Below are 18,585 nucleotides of genomic sequence, written 5' to 3'. Positions count from 1 at the left end.
CCATGTTCAAACCCGTTCCCGTGGCCATCGGCCTGCGTTACCTGCGGGCCAAACGCCGCAACGGCTTCATCTCCTTCATCTCGCTGGCCTCGATCCTCGGCATCGCCCTGGGCGTGACCGTGCTGATCACCACCATGGCGGTGATGAGCGGCTTCCAGAAGGAAATCCGCGACCGCCTGCTGCAGTTCGCCGCCCACGCCACGGTCGTCGCCGACGGCGAGCCGATGGCCGACTGGAAGCATGCCTGGGACCTGGCCGTTGCGGATCCGCGGGTGGCCGGCGCGGCCCCGTTCATCGAGACCGAGGCGCTGCTCTCCGGCCCGCGCAAGCAGCCGGCGCTGGTGCGCGGCGTGCTGCCCGAGTACGAGGACAAGGTTTCGGTGCTGGCGCAGAAGATGACCCGCGGCTCGGCCGAAACCCTGCAGGAGGGCAGCTACGGCATCCTGCTGGGCCAGGAGCTGGCGCTGTGGCTGGGCGTGGACGTCGGCGACCAGGTCACGGTGATGCTGCCGGAGTTCCAGGGCTCGCCGATGGGCGCGATGCCGCGCTACAAGCGCTTCACCGTGACCGGCCTGTTCTCGGCCGGGCACAACGAGATCGACCGCGGCCTGGCCATCGTCCACATGGGCGACCTGCAGCGCGTGCTGCGCATGGACGGCGCCAGCGGCGTGCGGCTGATGCTGCACGACATGAACCAGTCCTTCGACGTGGCCCGCGACCTGGCGCTGAAGCTGCCGGGCTTCTACCGGGTCAGCGACTGGACCCGCGACAACGCCAACCTGTACCAGTCGCTGAAGATGGAAAAGACGGTGATGGGCATCCTGCTGTCGCTGATCATCCTGATGGGCGCTTTCACCCTGGTGAACTCGCAGGTGATGCTGGTCACCGACAAGCAGGCCGACATCGCCATCCTGCGCACCCTGGGCCTGACCCCGGGCGGGGTGATGCAGGTGTTCATGGTGCAGGGCACGCTGATCGGCATCATCGGCACCGTGCTCGGTCTCGTCGGCGGCGTCACCCTGACCTGGAACCTGGAACGGATCCTCGACGGCATCGAGGCGCTGTTCAACATCACCCTGCTGCCGGAGGACGTGTACTACATCACCGGCCTGCCGACCGACATGCAGACCGGCGACGTGGTCGCCACCCTGGTGGTGGCGCTGGTGATGAGCTTCCTCGCGACGCTGTACCCGGCCTGGCGCGCGGCCCGTACCCAGCCGGCGGAGGCCCTGCGCTATGAATGAGACCGTTGCCATGGAGACGGTGACCGAGGCGCTGCGCGCCGAAGGCCTGGGCAAGACCTACGCCGAAGGCAACCTGCGCACCCACGTGTTCGACGGCCTGGACCTGCGGGTGGCCGCCGGCGAGACCGTGGCCATCGTCGGCGCTTCCGGTGCCGGCAAGAGCACGCTGCTTCACCTGCTCGGCGGCCTCGACACGCCCAGCGCCGGCGAGGTCTATGTCGCCGGGCAGAAGATGTCCGACCTGTCCGATGCGCAGCGCGGCCGCCTGCGCAACCGCGCGCTCGGCTTCGTCTACCAGTTCCACCACCTGCTGCCGGAATTCACCGCGCTGGAGAACGTGATGATGCCGGTGCTGCTGTCCGGCGGCGAAGTGGAGGAAGCCTCGCGGCGCGCGAAGGAACTGCTGGAAGCGGTCGGCCTCGGCCACCGCCTCGGCCACAAGCCCGGCGAGCTCTCCGGCGGCGAGCGCCAGCGCGCCGCCGTGGCCCGTGCCCTGGTCAACCGCCCGGCCTGCGTGCTGGGCGACGAGCCCACCGGCAACCTCGACGAGAAGACCGCCGCCCACGTGTTCGCGCTGATGCTCGAGCTCAACCGCGCGCAGCGCACCAGCCTGGTCCTGGTGACCCACGACCGCCGCCTGGCACGGCGCCTGGACCGGGTGCTGGAGCTGCACGAGGGCAAGCTGCGCGAACTGGCCCCGGGCGAGTTGCCGGTCGCCGAATAGGCGCGCGCGCGGGGCGTCAGCGCGTCGGGAGTCCCTCGCCGCCATGCGTGGCGGGGACGTCGGGCTCCAGGCGTCCGGCCGGCATCAGCAGCCACAGCACCAGGTAGAGCAGCAGGCCGCCACCGCCCCAGATCGCCGCGGCGAGGAACAGCGCGCGCCATATCCAGGCTGGCACCGGCGTGTGTTCGCCCAGGCCGCCGCAGATACCGGCCAGCCACATGTCCCGCGCCGACTTGCGCAGGTCGGCGAGATTCCAGCGGTCAGCAGCGCAATCGATCATCGTCGCGTCCTCACGGATACCTGCCAGGGCAGGGAGCCCGTACAGGCTCGCGCGGTGGTCGGGCGCGGGCTATCGGCCGATCGCGGCCGTTTACGTCAGGAAACTCCGATGGTGCGGCCGCGGCTCAGTCGCGCCCCTCGCGCGCGACACGGTCGACGTGGCCGAGCGCGCGTTCCGGCGCGATCCGGTCGCGCACCCTGCGCTTGAGCTCGCCGATTCCGGGGAAACCGCCGTCGGCCACGCGCTCCCATACCGGCACGCCGTCAACCCGCACCTCGAACACGCCGCCGGTGCCGGGCACGAGCGCGAGCGAGGCGATCTCCGCCTCGAAGGTCGTCAGCAGTTCCTGCGCCATCCATGCCGCGCGCAGCAGCCAGCGGCACTGGGTGCAGTAGCGGATCTCGATGCGGGCGCTGGCGATGGTGGGGGGCTCGGCAGTCACTGGGGCTCCGCGGCGTGCGCCGGTCGTGCGGCGAGTATGCCGCGGGCAATTCCTACGCGCAGGCACGCAGTCCGCCGATGGTGCTGCCAGGACCGGAGCGTCACGCTGGCGGGGTAGCCGGGAGCAGGGACGCGCCATGGCCAGGACCGCGGGATGCGGTGGGAAGGGGGTGGAACGGCTTCGCCTTGCGCGAGGAGCGGTGGCGGGCACGCAGGCTGCGCGAAGCGCCTGCTGCCCGCTGGGGTGCGGGCGCGAAGCGGCGTCGCCTGCAACAGCGTGTCGGCCCGTCCATGGATGTGGCCGTTTCCCGACGCGCCACACCCGGCGCGAGGGCGCGGCGGTCCGGCGACCAGTGCGGTGGGGTCCGTACGCATGGCGCTGAGAGCGGCACCCACGCCACGCGGCACCTTCGCCGGCGCGTTCGCCGCGCTGGCGCAACCGGCCGCCGCGGCGCCGCATCCGCTGGGCATGGCCTGCGCGGCGGGCGCCCTGCTCGGCGCGGTGGCCTGCCTGTTCCTGCCGGCGTTCGCCCCGGCGGGCGTGAACCTGCTGGCGGTGGCGGTCGGCCTGGTCGCGTGGCTGCGGCCATGGCGGGGACGCGCGCTGGGCGCCTGCCTGCTGGCGCTGGGCTGGACCGGACTGCACGCCGGCTGGGTGCTGGACGCGCAGCTGCCGGCGGGCTGGGAAGGGCGGGAGGTGGAACTGAGCGGCCGCATCGTCGGCCTGCCGGAGCATGAGGCGCGGCGCACGCGCTTCCGCCTGCGGGTCGACGCGGACGCGCCTGGGCCGCTGCGCGGGCGCCTGCTGCAACTGGCCTGGTACGACGATTTCGATGCACTGGAGCCGGGGCCGCGCATGGGGCTGCACGCCGGCGCCAACTGGCAGCTGCGCGTGCGCCTGCGCGCACCGCGCGGGCTGTCCAACCCCGGCGGCTTCGACATGGAACGCCACGCGCTGGCCCAGCGCATCGCCGCGACCGGACTGGTGCGCCTGCCGGAGGACGCACGCGAGCGGTCCCCAGCGCGCGGGATCGACGCCTGGCGCGAGTCGATGTCGGAGCGGATCGCCGCGGCCGTGCCCGCGGAGTCGTCGCGCTTCGTACGGGCGCTGGCGCTGGGCGACACCCGCGCGCTGGAGGACGCGGACTGGGAGCGGCTGCGTGCGGTCGGGCTGACCCACCTGATCGCGATCTCGGGCTTCCATGTCGGGCTGGTGGCGGGTTTCGGCGCATGGCTGGCGCTGGCGGCCTGGTGGCTGCTGCCGGGGCTGGGGCGCCGGTTGCCGCGGGCGCAGGCGGCGGCCGTCGGCGCGGTGGCGGGTGCGGCGATCTACGCCGCGGTGGCCGGCTTCGCCCTGCCGACGGTGCGGACCCTGCTGATGATCGTGGTGGTGGCGCTGGCGCGGCTGGCGCGCCGGCCGCTGGGCAGCGGCCAGGTGCTGGGCATGGCCTTGCTGGCGATCGCGCTGGCCGATCCGCTTGCGGTGTTGCAGGCCGGCTTCTGGCTGAGCTTCGCCGGCGTGGCCTGGCTGCTGTGGTGCCTGCCGCCGCAGGCGGGAAGGCGCAGTCTGGCTCGCGAGTTCCTCTCGGCGCAGGGCGTGGCCACCCTCGGCCTGCTGCCGCTGGGCGTGGTGCTGTTCAACCAGGCCTCGCTGGCCGGGCCGCTGGCCAACCTGGTCGCGATCCCGTGGTGGAGCCTGGTGGTGGTGCCGCTGTCGTTGCTGGGGACGGCGCTTGAAGCCGCGCAGGCGGGGTGGGGCGGCTGGGCCTGGCGCGCGGCGGCGTGGTGCTTCGACCCGAGCTGGGAGCTGTTCGGGCAACTGGCGGCCAGCCCGTTCGCGCTGTGGTGGTTGCCCGAAGCCCGCGACCTGGCCCTGCCGCTGGCCCTGCTGGGGGCGTTCTGGCTGTTGCTGCCGCGCGGCCTGCCGGGGCGCGGGCTGGCGTTGCTGCTGTGGCTGCCGCTGCTGCATCCGCCGCGCGAGCTGCCGCGCCACGGCGAGCTGGAGCTGCATGTGCTGGACGTGGGCCAGGGCCTGGCCGTGATCGTGCGCACTGCGGGGCACGTACTGCTCTACGACGCCGGACCGGCCGCGCGCGACGGCTGGGATGCCGGCGAGCGTGCGGTGCTGCCGGCGCTGCGCGTCCTCGGCATCGGCCGCCTGGACGCGGTGGTGATCAGCCATGCCGACCGCGACCACGCCGGCGGCTGGGAGGCGGTGCGGCGGCTGGTACCCGTCGCCTCCTCGCGTGCGCCGGAGGGTGCGCCGCTGGAGGTGGAGGCGGAGCGTCCCTGCCGGGCGGGCGAGTCGTGGCACTGGGACGGGGTGTCGTTCTCGTTCCTGCATCCGCCGGCGCATTTCCCGTACCTGCGCAACGAGGCCAGCTGCGTGCTGCGCGTGGCCTCGGCACACGGGGCGGTGCTGCTGCCGGGGGACATCGGCGAAGTGGTGGAGGCACGGCTGCTGCGCCAGCCCGAACAGGTGCGCGCGGAGGTGGTGGTCGTGGCGCATCACGGCAGCGCCGGTTCCTCGTCCCCGCGCTTCGTTGCCGCCACCGGGGCGCGGCTGGCGCTGGTGGCGGCCGGGCACGGCAACCGCTTCGGGCACCCGCGCGAGGAGGTGGTACAGCGCTGGCGCCGGCACGGTGCCGAAGTGCTGGCCACGCCGCAGTCCGGCGCGATCCGGGTCTGGCTGGGCGCCGACGGGCTGGCGGTACGCGAACGCCGGGCGTGGCGGGGGCGAGCCTGGGACCGGCAGCGCCTGCAGTAACGCGCCATGGGAGGAAGGAGCCCCGTCGCCCACGGGGGCGCGGCGCCGGCGGTGTCGCACGTTTCCCCTCTCGCTGCGGTAGAGGGGCAGGGAGAGGAGCGGCCCCCGAAGTCCTGCTCCAGCGGCGCTGGGACACGCGCTGGAGAACCCCCGCAACGTGAGCCCTGCCGCGCTCCGGAAGGGCCGGGCTGGCGCCGGGACAGGCTTTGCAGTCATCCTTACGGCTGACGTAATGCGGCTGTGGCCGGAGGTGGTTCAGGTGTGGGAGCTGGTCAAGGCCGGTGGATGGCCGATGCTGCCGTTGCTGCTGCTGGGCGTGGCGGCCCTGGCGATCGTGCTGGAGCGGCTGTGGAGCCTGCGCCGCGCCGAGGTCATGCCGCCGCGGCTGGGCGAGGAGGTCCGCAACTGGGCCACGCGCGGCCAGCTGGACCCGGCCCACATCGAATCCCTGCGCCGCAACTCGCCGCTGGGCGCGCTGCTGGCGGCTGCCCTGGACGTGCGCAACCGCCCGCGTGACGTGATCCGCGAGCGCATCGAGGACACCGGCCGCCACCTGGTGTTCCGCATGGAGCGCTACCTCAGCGCGCTGGGCACGATCGCCTCGGCCGGCCCGCTGCTGGGCCTGCTGGGCACCGTGGTCGGCATGATCCAGATGTTCCTGGGCATCCTCGACCACGGCCTGGGCGACGTGAACCAGCTGGCCGGCGGCATCGGCAAGGCGCTGGTGTGCACCGCCACCGGCATGATCGTGGCGGTGCCGGCGCTGGTCTTCCACCGCTATTTCCGCAGCCGCATCGCCGGCTACGTGATCGAGATGGAGCAGGAGGCGACGGCGCTGCTGGACGCGCTGGACAGCGCCCGCCCGCAGGCGCCGGTGAGCCCGGCCCAGCTGGCCGCGGCGCAGGCGGCCGCCCGCGCGGCCGCTGCCGCCCGTCCGGCGCCGGCCCGCAGCTGAGGCCTGCCATGCGTATCCGCGACCAGCGCGCCTACGACGAGCCGGGCATCGACCTTGTCCCGCTGATCGACGTCGTCCTGGTGCTGATCGTCTTCTTCGTGATCACCACCACCTTCGACGTGCGTTCGACCCTGCAGCTGCAGCTGCCGGTGGCCAGCGCCCAGCAGCCCGCGCCGCCGAAGACCCTCAGCATCCTGGTCAACGCCGACGGCCGCTACTTCGTCGGCGAACAGGAGGTACTGCGTACCGACGTGGAGGCGGTGAAGCAGGCGATCGCCGCCGCCGCCGGCGACGACCGCGAACTGCCGGTGATGCTGCGCGCCGACGCACGCACCCCGTACCAGGCGGTGGTCACCGCCCAGGATGCGCTGGCCCAGCTGGGTTTCCGCCGCATCGCCATAGCAACAGCCCCGGAGCCGCAGTCTTGAGTCGCACCCGGCAACCGGTCTGGCCGATCTACCGGCGCCTCCTCGGCTACACCCGCGCGTACTGGATGTTCCTGGGCGCCGCGCTCGTCGGCATGGCCGTGGAGGCGATCGCCGGCGCCAGCTTCGTGCGCCTGATGAAGCCGCTGACCAACAACTTCGTGCAGCCCACCGCCGAGGACGCGGTGTTCCTGCCGCTGGCCATCGTCGGCCTGTTCGTGCTGCGCAGCCTGGCCACCTTCGTCACCGACTACGGCATGGCCCGTACCGGCCGCAGCGTGGTCCGCGACCTGCGCGAGCAGGTGCTGGCCAAGTACCTGCGCCTGCCGTCGGCGCACTTCGACAGCGAATCCACCCCGGTGATGGTCAGCCGCCTGAACTTCGACACCGAACAGGTGACCCAGGCCAGTTCCGAGGCGCTGAAGACCCTGGTCACCGACAGCCTGACCATCGTCGGCCTGCTCGGGCTGATGCTGTGGGCCAGCGTCAAGGTGACGATCGCCATGCTGCTGATCACCCCGCTGATCGGCGTGATCGTGTGGTACGTGGGCAAGCGCTACCGCCGCATCAGCGGCGGCATCCAGGACGGCATGGGCCGCATGGCCGCCAGCGCCGAGCAGTCGCTGGCCGCGCAGCAGGACGTGAAGATCCACGGCGCGCAGTTGCTGGAGACCGGCCGCTACGCCGGCCTGGCCAACCGCATCCTCGGCCTCAACATGAAGGTCGAGAGCACCCGCGCCGGCGCCTCGGCGATGGTCCAGCTGCTGGCGGCGCTGGCACTGGCGGCGATCGTCTGGGTGGCCGCCCGCGAGGCGCTGCAGGGCCGGCTCGACGCCGGCGACTTCGTCATGCTGATGACCGCGATGATGGCGATCATCCCCTCGCTGCGCCGGGTGACCAGCGTGCAGACCGCGGTGGCGCGCGGCGTATCCGCGGCCGAACGCCTGTTCCAGATCATCGACAGCGAGGAAGAGGCCGATACCGGCACCCGCCCGATCGCCCGCGCGCGCGGCGAGCTGGCGTTCGAACGCGTCAGCCTGCGCTACCGCGACCAGCCCGGCTTCGCCCTGGACGACGTCAGCTTCGTCGCCCGTCCGGGGACGGTCACCGCCATCGTCGGCCGTTCCGGCTCCGGCAAGACCAGCCTGGTGCGGCTGGTGCCGCGCTTCTACGAACCCAGCAGCGGCCGCATCACCCTCGACGGCGTGCCGCTGGCCGAGTACCGGCTGGCCGACCTGCGCCGGCAGATCGCCCTGGTCGGGCAGAAGGTGATGCTGTTCGACGACACCGTCGCCGCCAACATCGCCTACGGCGCGCCGGCCGACCGCGAGGCGATCCGCGCCGCGGCCGAGGCGGCGAACGCATGGGAGTTCATCGAACGGCTGCCGCAGGGCCTGGACACGCCGATCGGCGAGAACGGCGCGCTGCTGTCCGGCGGCCAGCGCCAGCGCCTGGCGATCGCCCGCGCGATCCTGCGCGACGCGCCGATCCTGATCCTCGACGAGGCCACCGCCGCCCTCGACAACGAATCCGAGCGCCTGGTGCAGGATGCACTGCAGCGCCTGATGCCGGAGCGCACCACCCTGGTGATCGCGCACCGGCTGTCGACGATCGAACACGCCGACCAGGTGCTGGTGCTGGACCAGGGGCGGCTGGTGGAGCAGGGCAGCCATGCCCAGTTGATGGCCGCCGGTGGGCTGTACGCGCACCTGCACGGCATGCAGTTCCGGGAGCGTCACGGCGGATGAGGCTTGCACCGGGCAGGGAGGCAGGAGTGGAAGCAGGTTGCAAGGTGGCGATGCGGAGGAGGCGGGCATGAGTCGCGGCGCCCCCGCCACGCCCGCATGGTGGTTCGACGACGTGCCGGTGCCGTTGTGGGCGCGCGCGCTGGCGCCCGTGTACGCGCGGGTCGTGGCCCTGCGCGGCTGGCTGTACCGCAGCGGCCTGCTGCGCCGGCGCCGGGTCGAGGCACCGGTGGTGGTGATCGGCAACCTCGCCGCCGGCGGCGCCGGCAAGACCCCGCTGACGATTGCCGTCGTGCAGAAACTGCGCGATGCCGGCTGGCGGCCGGGCGTGGCCAGCCGCGGTTACGGCCGCCGGGACCAGGACACGCCGGCCTGGGTCACCGCCAGCACCGGCGCCGCCGAGGGCGGCGACGAACCGGTGCTGATGGCCCGGCGCCTTGCCGTGCCCGTGCGGGTCGACCGCGACCGCCATGCCGCGGCGAAGGCCCTGGTCGAAGCCGGCTGCGACATCGTGGTCTGCGACGACGGCCTGCAGCACTACCGCCTGGGCCGCGACCTGGAGATCGAGGTGGTGGACGGCGCGCGCCGCTACGGCAACGGTCGCATGCTGCCGGCCGGGCCGCTGCGCGAGCCGGCCTCGCGCGCCCGCCTGTGCGACTTCCGCGTGGTCAACCTCGGCCACGGCGCCGGCGGCAGCGGCACCGGCTTCGGCGAGTGGCCGATGCAGCTGCAGGCCACCACCGCCGTGCCGATGGCCGGCGGGCGCTCGCGGCCGCTGGCTTCCTTCGCCGGCCTGCGCGTGCACGCCGTCGCAGGCATCGGCAATCCGCAGCGCTTCTTCGAGATGCTGCGCGGGCTGGGCATGGGCGTGGTCCCGCATGCCTTCCCCGACCACCACGCCTACACGCCCGAAGACCTGCAGTTCGGCAACGACCTGCCGGTGCTGATGACCGAGAAGGACGCGGTGAAGTGCGCGGGTTTCGCCGACGCGCGCTGCTTCATGGTGCCGGTCGAGGCCGAGCTGCCGGCCGCGTTCTGGGTCGCGCTGCTGGAACGGCTGGGCCGGCCCGGCTGAGCCGGACGTCGTGGCAGCAGGTACGCGCTGGACGCATCCCCGGCGCATTGCCAGGCAGGGGCGCCGGGGGCGCCTACAATGCCGGGCACGACATGGAGGATGTGATGGAGCCTTCCCTGGATTTCGTGGTCGCGATCCCCGCGCGCCATGCCGCCAGCCGCCTGCCGGGCAAGCCGCTGCGACTGCTCGGCGGCGAGCCGCTGGTGCTGCACGTGGCGCGGCGCGCGCTGGCTGCCGGCGCGCGCGAGGTGTGGCTGGCCACCGACGATGCGCGCGTGGCCGAGGCGGTGGACGGCATCGCCGGCGTGCGCGTGGCGATGACCTCGCCCGACCACGCTTCCGGCACCGACCGCCTCGCCGAGTGCGCCGCAATCGCCGGCTGGGACGACGAGACCGTGGTGGTGAACCTGCAGGGCGACGAGCCGTTCGCGCCGCCGGGCGGGATCCGCGAGGTAGCGCGCACCCTGGTCGACAGCGAAGCGCCCATGGCCACCCTGGCCGAGCCGGTGGCCGACGTGGAGACCCTGTTCGACCCCAATACGGTGAAGCTGGTCCGCGCCGCGTCGGGTGATGCGCTGTACTTCAGCCGCGCGCCGCTGCCGTGGCCGCGCGACGCCTTCGCCCGCGACCGCAGCGTCCTGCCCGGAGGCGGCCACTGGCTGCGCCACATCGGCATCTACGCCTACCGCGCCGGCTTCCTGCAGACCTTCTCGCGGATGCCGCCGGGCGTGCTGGAGCGGGTCGAGTCGCTGGAGCAGCTGCGCGTGCTCGAGGCCGGCCACCGCATCGCCGTGTCGCTGGCGCCGGAGCCGTTCCCGCCCGGCGTGGATACGCCCGAAGACCTCGAGCGGGCCGAGGCGCGGCTGCGCGCCCTGGGCGCATGAGGGGGGTCGCGGAGGGCCCCCGGCTGAACCTGCTGGTGGTCTGCCTGGGCAACATCTGCCGTTCGCCGCTGGCCGAGGGCGCGCTGCGCGCGCGCATCGAGGCCTCGCCGCTGGCCGGGCGCGTACGGGTCGATTCGGCCGGCACCGGCGGCTGGCATGCCGGCGAGCCGCCGGACCGCCGCGCGATCGCCTGTGCGCGGCGCCACGGCGTGGACATCGCCGGCCTGCGCGCGCGCCAGATCCGCGCCAGCGATTTCGGGGAGTTCGACTGGCTGCTGTGCGCCGATACCGACAACCTGCGCGACGTGCGCCGGCTGGCCCCGGAACCGGCCCGCGACCGGGCCGCCCTGCTGCTGGACTGGGCCGGCCTGGGCCGGGGCAGGGCGGTGCCCGATCCCTATTACGGCGGGGAGGACGACTTCGAGCATGTCTGGCGACTGGTCGATAGCGCGGCACAGGCGGTCGTCGAACGGCTGTCCACGGGCCAAGGGTTGGGCATAATCGACCCATGAACGCGGCCACCCTCCAGGAACTGCCCGGCGGACTGCCGTGGCTCAACGCCCCGGCGAGCTCGCTGCATGACCTGCGCGGGCGTCCGGTCGTCCTCGCCTTCGTCAACGCCGCCTCGGCCTGGTGCGCGCAGCGCCTGGCCGAGCTGTCGCAATGGCAGGCGCGCAATCCCGGACGGATCCAGATGCTGGTCGTGCAGGTGCCGCGCTTCGACAGCGAACGGGTGCCGCAGCGCTCGCTCAAGCTGGTGCGCCGGCTGGGCGTGTCCACGCCGGTGCTGCTGGACGCCGACTGGGTGGCCTGGCAGCGCTACGGCATCGAATCCTGGCCGACCCTGGTCCTCATCGATGCCGAAGGCAACGAGCGCGAACGCTTCGTCGGCCTCGGCGGCGACCTGGAGAAGGCGCTGTTCGCCCTGGTCGAAGGCCTGCCGCGGCCGTTGGACGACGACCTGGCCGTGTTCGCCGAGTCGGCCCCCGAGCCGCGCCTGCCGCTGCTGTTCCCGGCCGGCGTGGCGGCCAGCGCCGACCGCCTGTTCATCGCCGACAGTGGCCACCACCGCATCCTCGAGTGCAACCACCATGGCCGCGTGCTGCGCCAGTTCGGCCTCGGCACCGCCGACTTCATGGACGGCCCCGGCGACCACGTCGCCTTCAACCGGCCGCAGGGCCTGGCCCTGGAGCGCGAGTTCCTCTACATCGCCGACACCGGCAACCATGCGTTGCGCCGGATCACCCTGCGCACCGGCCACGTCGACACCCTGTGCGGCACCGGCCGCGCCGGCGACCCGGTCGAAGGCCCGGTCAACGAGAACGCGCGCAGCCCGCTGAACCATCCGGTGGCCCTGGCCGTGTCCGGCACCCAGGTCTACATCGCCAGCGCCGGCGACAACCGCATCTGGAGCTACGACCTGGGCCGCCACGAGTTGCGCCTGCGCGCCGGCTCCGGGCGCCTGGACGTGCGCGACGGCAACGCGGCGATGGCCGCGTTCGCGCAGCCGGCCGGCCTGGCCACCGTGCAGCAGGTGCTCTACGTCTGCGACGCGCTGGGTTCGGCGGTGCGTTCGCTGCAGCTGCGCAGCGACCTGGTCCAGACCCTGGTCGGGCAGGGCGTGTGGCTGTACGGCGATGCCGACGGCCCGCGCTCGGTCGCCCAGCTGCAGCATCCGCTGGGCATCGCGCTGAGCGCCGACGCGCCGCTGCTGTGGGTCGCCGACAGCGGCAACGGCATGCTGCGCACCCTGCGCCTGGGCGGCGGCGAGCTGAGCACGGTGGTGCTGCCGCGCCGCCTGCACGGCCCGACGGCCCTGTCCATCGCCGCCGGCGCGGTGTGGATCGCCGAGACCGACGCGCACAGCGTGCTGCGCTACGACATCGCCAGCGGCGCACTGGACGACGTGTCGATCAGCGAATGAGCGTTCCCGCGGTACCGGAGTTCGATGGCAAGGCCTTCGTCGCCCAGCTGAGCACCGCGCCCGGCGTATACCGCATGTACGCCGCCGACGGCAGCCTGCTCTACGTCGGCAAGGCGGGGGCGCTGAAGCGGCGGGTTGCCAGTTACTTCAGCAACACGCCCAAGACCGCGCGCATCCATTCGATGGTGGCGCAGATCGCGCGCATGGAGGTCACGGTCACCCGCACCGAGGCCGAGGCGCTGCTGCTGGAAAACCAGCTGATCAAGTCGCTTTCGCCGCGCTACAACGTCTCGCTGCGCGACGACAAGAGCTATCCCTACGTGCTGCTCACCCAGGAGCAGTGGCCGCGGCTGGCCTTCCACCGCGGTCCGCGCGCGATGCCGGGCCGCTACTTCGGGCCCTATGCCAGCGCCGGCGCGGTGCGCGAGACGATGGACCTGATGTTCAAGCTGTTCCGCCTGCGCAGCTGCGAGGACAGCGTGTTCCGCAACCGCAGCCGGCCGTGCCTGCAGTACCAGATCGGCCGCTGCAGCGCGCCGTGCGTGGCCCTGGTCGAAGCGGCCGATTACGCCGAGTCGGTGCGCCGCGCCTCGCTGTTCCTGGAAGGCCGCAGCGACGAGCTGGGCGAAGAGCTGGCCGCAGCCATGGAGGCGGCCAGCGCGAAGCTCGAGTTCGAGGAGGCCGCGCGCCTGCGCGACCTGCTGGCGACCCTGCGCGGGCTGCAGGCGCGGCAGTACGTCGACGGCCATGCCGCCAACCTGGACGTGCTGGCCGTGGCCATGCAGGGCAGCGCCGCCTGCGTGCTGCTGCTGGCGTTCCGCGACGGCCGCAACCTCGGCACGCGCGCGTTCTTCCCGCGTACAAATGGCGAGGACAGCGCCGAAGAAGTGTTGGCCGCGTTCGTCTCGCAGTACTACGCCGAACAGCCGCCGCCGGCGGAGATCGTGCTCGACCGCGCCATCCCCGAGGCGGACCTGATCGAAGTGGCGCTGGCCGAGGCGGCCGGGCGCAAGGTGGTGCTGAAATCCAGCGTGCGCGGCGAGCGCGCCGGCTACCTGGACCTGGCCCGGCGCAACGCGCAGATGGCGCTGGCCACCGAGGTCGCCAGCCGGGGCGCGCAGCAGGCGCGCAGCGAAGGCCTGCGCGACCTGCTCGGCCTGGCCGAGGTGCCGTCGCGGATCGAGTGTTTCGACATCAGCCACACCCTGGGCGAGGCCACGGTGGCCTCGTGCGTGGTGTTCGACCCGGCCGGCCCGGTGCGCAACCAGTACCGCCGCTACAACATCACCGGGATCGATCCGGGCGACGACTACGCGGCGATGCGCCAGGCGATCGAGCGCCGCTTCCGCCGCGCGCTGGAGGCCGAGGCGGCGGGGCAGGCAGCCAATGCGATCCTGCCGGACGTGCTGCTGATCGATGGCGGCGCCGGCCAGCTGCGGCAGGCGCGCGAGGCGCTGGCCGACCTGGGCGTGGAAGGGGTAATGCTGGTCGGCGTGTCCAAGGGCGAGCAGCGCCGCGCCGGCGACGAGACCCTGGTCCTCGCCGACGGCCGCGAGGTCCGCCCCGGCGCGGCCTCGCCGGCGCTGCAGTTCATCCAGCAGGTGCGCGACGAGGCGCACCGCTTCGCCATCACCGGCCATCGCGGCCGCCGCCAGAAGGCGCGCACCACCAGCCGGCTGGAGGACATCCCCGGCATCGGCCCGCGCCGGCGTGCGGCGCTGCTGCGCCATTTCGGCGGCCTGGCCGGCCTCAAGGCCGCCGGCGAGGAAGAGATCGCGCGCGTGGAAGGCATCAATGCCGCGCTCGCCGCGCGCATCTACGCTACCCTGCACGGGCTGGCCGCCCCCGATCCCGGATAGAAGCGTTTCGATGAAGTTGACCGTCCCGACCTGGCTGACCCTGCTCCGGATCGTGCTGATCCCGGTGCTGGTGGCGGTCTTCTACCTGCCGTACAAGTGGACCAATTTCGCCTCGGCGACCGTGTTCATCCTGGCGGCGGTGACCGACTGGCTCGACGGCTGGATCGCGCGCCGCTACCACCAGTATTCGGCGTTCGGCGCTTTCCTCGACCCGGTGGCGGACAAGCTGATGGTCGCCGTGGCCCTGTTCCTGATCGTGCAGGGGCATCCGACCCCGTGGATGGCGTTCTGGGCCTCGGTGATCGTCGGCCGCGAGATCGCCGTGTCGGCGCTGCGCGAGTGGATGGCCGAGCTGGGCCAGCGCGCCACCGTGAAGGTGGCGATGATCGGCAAGATCAAGACCGTGGCGCAGATGGTGGCGCTGTCGTGCCTGCTGTACTCGATCAATCCGCGCCATCCGCTGCAGCCGGGCACCGACATCTGGATGGGCGCGCCGGTATTCCACATCGGCGACTGGCTGCTGGCCGCCGCCGCGGTGCTGACGCTGTGGTCGGGCGCGCAGTACCTGCACGCGGCATGGCCGGCGCTGCGCGAGGACGAGCAGGCCGCGGCGACGCGCGCGAAGGAGGAAAAACGTCGCGGCGGTAGTTGACAGCATCGTGAAAAACCCTAAAATGCGCGTCTCCCAAGCGGGAATAGCTCAGTTGGTAGAGCGCAACCTTGCCAAGGTTGAGGTCGCGAGTTCGAGCCTCGTTTCCCGCTCCAAACACGCAGGACCCGACGGCGCCACGGCGCTGGCCGGGACCTGGAACAAGGCCCCGGAGACGGGGTTTTGTTTTCTGGCCCAGGCGGCCAGGGCCCCGGGGAGGGGCCACGACAATTCAACGCGGGAATAGCTCAGTTGGTAGAGCGCAACCTTGCCAAGGTTGAGGTCGCGAGTTCGAGCCTCGTTTCCCGCTCCAANGCGGGAATAGCTCAGTTGGTAGAGCGCAACCTTGCCAAGGTTGAGGTCGCGAGTTCGAGCCTCGTTTCCCGCTCCAATCCTGGAACCCGGTCCCCGGCCTGCCGTGCGGCCGGGAGCGGCGCCCCAGGCGCCGGGTTTTGGCGGGCGGGGAGCCAAGGTTTACACTCCGCTCGCAGTCACCGGCCTGGTGGCAGAGTGGTTATGCAGCGGACTGCAAATCCGCGTACGCCGGTTCAATTCCGACCCAGGCCTCCATCTTCGACCCCCGCCACCGGCGGGGGTTTGTCGTTTCCGGGCCCACGAGACCGCAGCCGCACTCAGCGCCGCTTCTTCGGTACCGGCCCGGTCGAATGGCGGATCTGCAGCTGGTAGGGCACGCGCACCACGTGGCCCTGGCCGTGGCCGCTGATCTCGTCCAGCAGCTGGCGTGCGGCGATGCGGCCCATCTCGCGGCTGGGCTGGCGGATGGTGCTGAGGCTGGGCCAGACCTGGCGCGACATCGGCGTGTCGTCGAAGCCGAACACCGACAGGTCCTCCGGTACCGACAGCCCGCGTGCGGCGGCCTCGTAGAGCACGCCGCAGGCGGTGTCGTCGTTGGCGCCGAAGATCGCGGTCGGCGGATCGTCCAGGTCGAGCAGCTGGCGCGCGCCGGCGATGCCGGATTCGAACGAGAACTCGCCCTCGACCACCAGCGCCGGATCGGCCTCGAGGCCGGCGGCGCGCAGCCCGTCGAGGTAGCCGGCCAGGCGCCAGGCGCGACCGGCGTGGGCGCGGTGGCCGGTGATGTGGCCGATGCGGCGGTGCCCCAGCGCGACCACGTGCGCCATCATGTCGGCGACCGCGCCGCGTTCGTCCAGGCTGGCGCCGATGCGCGCGTTGTTGCGCTTGGCGGAGATGCCGGCGTAGCGCACGTCCAGCTCGCGCAGGCGGCGCAGCAGCGGCATGTCGTCGGTGAGGGGAGGGGTCAGCACCAGGCCGTCGGGGCGGTACTGGTTGATCAGCGCCTCGACCGATTCGACGTGGCCGCGGCGGCTGAAGTCGACCGGGCGCAGCGTCAGGCCGTAATGCGCCTGCTCGCACGCCGCCAGCACGCCCTCGATGATCTCCATCACGTAGTTGGAGGAGGGGTTGTCGTACAGCAGCGAGACCAGGTACGAGCGGCGCCCGGCGAGGCTGCGGGCGGAGGAATTGGGCCGGTAGCGCAGCTGGCGCGCGGCCTCCTCGACCTTCAGCCGGGTTTCCTCGCGCACGTTGGGTTCGCGGTTGAACACCCGCGAGACGGTCTTCATCGATACGCCGGCCGCAGCGGCGACGTCCTCGATCCTGGCGCGCATGCTGTCCCCCTGTCCGCGAGGCGACCGCGGTCGGGCGCATCATAGCGCCGGCCGCGAAGGCATGCCCGGGGCGGGGCTCGAACCCGCATAGCCTTGCGGCTGGGGGATTTTAAGTCCCCTGTGTCTACCAGTTTCACCACCCGGGCGCGGCCCGCGCATTGTGCCACCGACGCGCCGCCGTGGCTGCGGTGCCCCCGGCATGCGCCGGCGGCTAGACTGCCGGCACGCCGCGACGCGACCGGGAGGACGCATGTACCGCTATTCGGCCTACATCGGCAGCTGGGTCCTGCTGCTGGCCTCGCTGCCGCTGGCCCTGCGCTGGCCGGGGTGGTGGTGGGGCGTGGGCACCGCTGCGGCGCTGGTCGTGCTCGGCAGCTGGGACCTGCTGCAGACCCGCAGCACGCTGCGGCGCAACTACCCGATCCTGGCCCACTTCCGCTACGGGCTGGAATCGGTCGGGCCGGAAATGCGCCAGTACTTCATCGAGAGCGACACCGATGCGGCGCCGTTCTCGCGCCAGCAGCGCTCGCTGGTGTACCGGCGCGCCAAGAACGTAATGGACGTGGTCCCGTTCGGCACGCTGCAGGACGCCTACGCGGTGGACTACGAGTGGATCAACCACTCGCTGGCCCCGACCAGGATCGACGACCACGACTTCCGCGTGCTGGTCGGCCCGGATACCGCGCAGCCGTACCAGGCCAGCGTGTTCAACATCTCGGCGATGAGCTTCGGTTCGCTGTCGGCGAACGCGATCCGCGCGCTCAACGAGGGCGCGCGCCGCGGCGGGTTCTACCACGACACCGGCGAGGGCTCGATCTCGCCCTACCACCTGGAGAACGGCGGCGACCTGGTGTGGGAGATCGGCTCGGGCTATTTCGGCTGCCGCGATGCGGAAGGGCGCTTCGACCCGCTGCGTTTCGCCGAACAGGCTTCGCGACCGCAGGTGCGGATGATCGAGGTCAAGCTCTCGCAGGGCGCCAAGCCCGGCCATGGCGGGGTGCTGCCGGCGGCCAAGGTCAGCGCCGAGATCGCGGTGACGCGCGGCGTGCCGATGGGCGTGGACTGTGTCTCGCCGGCGAGCCATGCGGCCTTCGATACGCCGCTGGGGCTGCTGGAATTCGTCGCCCGGCTGCGCGAGCTGTCCGGCGGCAAGCCGGTCGGCTTCAAGCTCGCCATCGGCCATCCCTGGGAGTTCTTCGGCATCGCCAAGGCCATGGTCGAGAGCGGGATCCTGCCGGACTTCATCGTGGTCGACGGCGCCGAGGGCGGCACGGGCGCGGCGCCGGCCGAGTTCATCGACCACATCGGCCTGCCGATGCACGAGGCGCTGCTGCTGGTCCACAACACCCTGGTCGGGGTCGACCTGCGCGACCGGGTGCGGGTGGCGGCCGCCGGCAAGATCACCAGCGCCTTCGACATCGCCCGCACCCTGGCGATGGGCGCGGACTGGTGCAACGCCGGGCGCGGCTTCATGTTCGCGCTGGGCTGCATCCAGTCGCTGAGCTGCCATACCGACCGCTGCCCGACCGGCATCGCCACCCAGGATCCACGTCGCTGGAAGAACCTGGACCCGGCCGACAAGGCGACCCGCGTCCACCAGTTCCACGACAACACCGTGCGGGCGCTGCGCGACCTGCTGTGCGCGGCCGGTCTGGACCACCCCTCCGAGCTGGGGCCGGAGCACATCCTGCGCCGGGTCTCCCCCGTGGAGATCCGTTCGCTGGCCTCGCTGTACCGCTACCTGCGGCCGGGCGAGCTGCTGCGCGGCATCCCGGAACACGCGGTGTTCCGCGATTTCTGGGCCGAGGCGCGCAGCGACGCCTTCGCACCGCCGGCCCGGGTGGATGCGCTGCGGCGGACCAAGACCGGCTGACGCGGCCGGGCGGCGCTCCCGGGCGCGGCCTGCGCCGGGCGATTTTCTGCACGAGGGATGCATCCGAGCGTTGACCGGATCGCGACCTTTC

Annotated in this window: 16 protein-coding genes and 5 tRNA genes; 17 read left to right on the top strand and 4 right to left on the bottom strand. The window is 72.3% G+C overall.

Going from position 1 to position 18,585, the window contains the following annotated elements:
- Positions 1-2: 2 nt before the first annotated feature.
- Positions 3-1,244, top strand: a complete 1,242-nt coding sequence (locus M503_RS0101855; protein ID WP_024868040.1) for a lipoprotein-releasing ABC transporter permease subunit — start codon at positions 3-5, stop codon at positions 1,242-1,244.
- Complete coding sequence (lolD, locus tag M503_RS0101850) at positions 1,237-1,968, top strand: lipoprotein-releasing ABC transporter ATP-binding protein LolD (RefSeq protein WP_051414117.1); 732 nt, start codon at positions 1,237-1,239, stop codon at positions 1,966-1,968. Before M503_RS0101855 ends, lolD begins: the two co-directional genes overlap by 8 nt.
- Positions 1,969-1,984: 16 nt before the next feature.
- Here the strand turns inward: lolD and M503_RS16725 are convergent, their stop codons facing one another.
- Together M503_RS16725 and M503_RS0101840 are read right to left on the bottom strand one after the other, a co-directional pair.
- Positions 1,985-2,248, bottom strand: a complete 264-nt coding sequence (locus M503_RS16725) for a PspC domain-containing protein (protein WP_051414115.1) — start codon at positions 2,246-2,248, stop codon at positions 1,985-1,987.
- A gap of 124 nt (positions 2,249-2,372) precedes the next feature.
- Positions 2,373-2,690 carry a SelT/SelW/SelH family protein gene (locus M503_RS0101840; RefSeq protein ID WP_231472288.1) on the bottom strand — a complete coding sequence of 106 codons (318 nt, stop codon included), beginning with the start codon at positions 2,688-2,690 and terminating at the stop codon, positions 2,373-2,375.
- Positions 2,691-3,158: 468 nt separating this feature from the next.
- Between M503_RS0101840 and M503_RS0101835 the strand changes: the two genes are divergently transcribed.
- The 14 genes from M503_RS0101835 (at position 3,159) to M503_RS0101770 (ending at position 15,542) form a co-directional block, all read left to right on the top strand.
- On the top strand, positions 3,159-5,456 hold the full coding sequence (locus M503_RS0101835) for a DNA internalization-related competence protein ComEC/Rec2 (RefSeq protein WP_028919062.1): 2,298 nt from the start codon (positions 3,159-3,161) through the stop codon (positions 5,454-5,456).
- Between the two features lie 259 nt (positions 5,457-5,715).
- Positions 5,716-6,411 carry a MotA/TolQ/ExbB proton channel family protein gene (locus M503_RS0101830; RefSeq protein WP_037060240.1) on the top strand — a complete coding sequence of 232 codons (696 nt, stop codon included), beginning with the start codon at positions 5,716-5,718 and terminating at the stop codon, positions 6,409-6,411.
- Between the two features lie 8 nt (positions 6,412-6,419).
- Entirely contained in the window at positions 6,420-6,839 is a 420-nt protein-coding gene (locus tag M503_RS0101825; protein WP_028919064.1) for an ExbD/TolR family protein, read from the top strand.
- The gene (gene msbA, locus M503_RS0101820) at positions 6,836-8,584 is read left to right on the top strand and encodes a lipid A export permease/ATP-binding protein MsbA (protein ID WP_028919065.1); all 1,749 of its coding nucleotides are present in this window, start codon (positions 6,836-6,838) and stop codon (positions 8,582-8,584) included. The genes M503_RS0101825 and msbA overlap by 4 nt, the downstream gene beginning before the upstream one ends.
- Before the next feature lie 67 nt (positions 8,585-8,651).
- Positions 8,652-9,656 (top strand): tetraacyldisaccharide 4'-kinase, encoded by a 1,005-nt coding sequence (gene lpxK, locus M503_RS0101815; RefSeq protein ID WP_028919066.1) that lies wholly within the window; start codon positions 8,652-8,654, stop codon positions 9,654-9,656.
- A 104-nt stretch (positions 9,657-9,760) separates the two neighbouring features.
- Entirely contained in the window at positions 9,761-10,540 is a 780-nt protein-coding gene (gene kdsB / locus M503_RS0101810) for a 3-deoxy-manno-octulosonate cytidylyltransferase (RefSeq protein ID WP_081720912.1), read from the top strand.
- 23 nt (positions 10,541-10,563) lie between these two features.
- Entirely contained in the window at positions 10,564-11,052 is a 489-nt protein-coding gene (locus M503_RS0101805; RefSeq protein WP_028919068.1) for a low molecular weight protein-tyrosine-phosphatase, read from the top strand.
- The gene (locus M503_RS0101800; protein ID WP_028919069.1) at positions 11,049-12,464 is read left to right on the top strand and encodes a redoxin domain-containing protein; all 1,416 of its coding nucleotides are present in this window, start codon (positions 11,049-11,051) and stop codon (positions 12,462-12,464) included. The genes M503_RS0101805 and M503_RS0101800 overlap by 4 nt, the downstream gene beginning before the upstream one ends.
- Entirely contained in the window at positions 12,461-14,323 is a 1,863-nt protein-coding gene (uvrC, locus tag M503_RS0101795) for an excinuclease ABC subunit UvrC (protein WP_028919070.1), read from the top strand. The genes M503_RS0101800 and uvrC overlap by 4 nt, the downstream gene beginning before the upstream one ends.
- A gap of 10 nt (positions 14,324-14,333) precedes the next feature.
- Positions 14,334-14,975, top strand: coding sequence for a CDP-diacylglycerol--glycerol-3-phosphate 3-phosphatidyltransferase (pgsA, locus tag M503_RS0101790; RefSeq protein ID WP_024868028.1), 642 nt, complete (start codon positions 14,334-14,336; stop codon positions 14,973-14,975).
- A 37-nt stretch (positions 14,976-15,012) separates the two neighbouring features.
- Positions 15,013-15,088 (top strand) — tRNA-Gly (locus M503_RS0101785).
- A 121-nt stretch (positions 15,089-15,209) separates the two neighbouring features.
- Positions 15,210-15,285, top strand: a tRNA-Gly gene (locus tag M503_RS0101780).
- A gap of 2 nt (positions 15,286-15,287) precedes the next feature.
- Positions 15,288-15,363, top strand: a tRNA-Gly gene (locus M503_RS0101775).
- A gap of 105 nt (positions 15,364-15,468) precedes the next feature.
- Positions 15,469-15,542 (top strand) — tRNA-Cys (locus M503_RS0101770).
- Between the two features lie 62 nt (positions 15,543-15,604).
- Here M503_RS0101770 and M503_RS15440 read toward each other — a convergent pair.
- Together M503_RS15440 and M503_RS0101760 are read right to left on the bottom strand one after the other, a co-directional pair.
- Positions 15,605-16,621: a LacI family DNA-binding transcriptional regulator gene (locus tag M503_RS15440; RefSeq protein ID WP_037060175.1), complete on the bottom strand. Its 1,017-nt coding sequence runs from the start codon at positions 16,619-16,621 to the stop codon at positions 15,605-15,607.
- Between the two features lie 62 nt (positions 16,622-16,683).
- Positions 16,684-16,767, bottom strand: a tRNA-Leu gene (locus M503_RS0101760).
- Between the two features lie 104 nt (positions 16,768-16,871).
- Between M503_RS0101760 and M503_RS0101755 the strand changes: the two genes are divergently transcribed.
- On the top strand, positions 16,872-18,494 hold the full coding sequence (locus M503_RS0101755; protein ID WP_028919520.1) for an FMN-binding glutamate synthase family protein: 1,623 nt from the start codon (positions 16,872-16,874) through the stop codon (positions 18,492-18,494).
- The last annotated feature ends 91 nt before the right edge of the window (positions 18,495-18,585 follow it).

The sequence above is a fragment of the Pseudoxanthomonas suwonensis J47 genome, assembly GCF_000513955.1.
GTDB classification, from domain to species: Bacteria; Pseudomonadota; Gammaproteobacteria; order Xanthomonadales; family Xanthomonadaceae; genus Pseudoxanthomonas; species Pseudoxanthomonas suwonensis_C.
This window is presented reverse-complemented; position numbering and strand designations above follow the sequence as displayed.

Bases quoted from the DNA above. Each gene is read 5' to 3' on its own strand.
- kdsB (WP_081720912.1), top strand. From the start codon at position 9,761: ATGGAGCCTTCCCTGGATTTCGTGGTCGCGATCCCCGCGCGCCATGCC.
- M503_RS0101800 (WP_028919069.1), top strand. From the start codon at position 11,049: ATGAACGCGGCCACCCTCCAGGAACTGCCCGGCGGACTGCCGTGGCTC.
- lolD (WP_051414117.1), top strand. From the start codon at position 1,237: ATGAATGAGACCGTTGCCATGGAGACGGTGACCGAGGCGCTGCGCGCC.
- pgsA (WP_024868028.1), top strand. From the start codon at position 14,334: ATGAAGTTGACCGTCCCGACCTGGCTGACCCTGCTCCGGATCGTGCTG.
- M503_RS0101825 (WP_028919064.1), top strand. From the start codon at position 6,420: ATGCGTATCCGCGACCAGCGCGCCTACGACGAGCCGGGCATCGACCTT.
- M503_RS16725 (WP_051414115.1), bottom strand. From the start codon at position 2,248: ATGATCGATTGCGCTGCTGACCGCTGGAATCTCGCCGACCTGCGCAAG.
- uvrC (WP_028919070.1), top strand. From the start codon at position 12,461: ATGAGCGTTCCCGCGGTACCGGAGTTCGATGGCAAGGCCTTCGTCGCC.
- M503_RS0101855 (WP_024868040.1), top strand. From the start codon at position 3: ATGTTCAAACCCGTTCCCGTGGCCATCGGCCTGCGTTACCTGCGGGCC.
- M503_RS15440 (WP_037060175.1), bottom strand. From the start codon at position 16,621: ATGCGCGCCAGGATCGAGGACGTCGCCGCTGCGGCCGGCGTATCGATG.
- M503_RS0101835 (WP_028919062.1), top strand. From the start codon at position 3,159: ATGGCCTGCGCGGCGGGCGCCCTGCTCGGCGCGGTGGCCTGCCTGTTC.
- lpxK (WP_028919066.1), top strand. From the start codon at position 8,652: ATGAGTCGCGGCGCCCCCGCCACGCCCGCATGGTGGTTCGACGACGTG.
- M503_RS0101755 (WP_028919520.1), top strand. From the start codon at position 16,872: ATGTACCGCTATTCGGCCTACATCGGCAGCTGGGTCCTGCTGCTGGCC.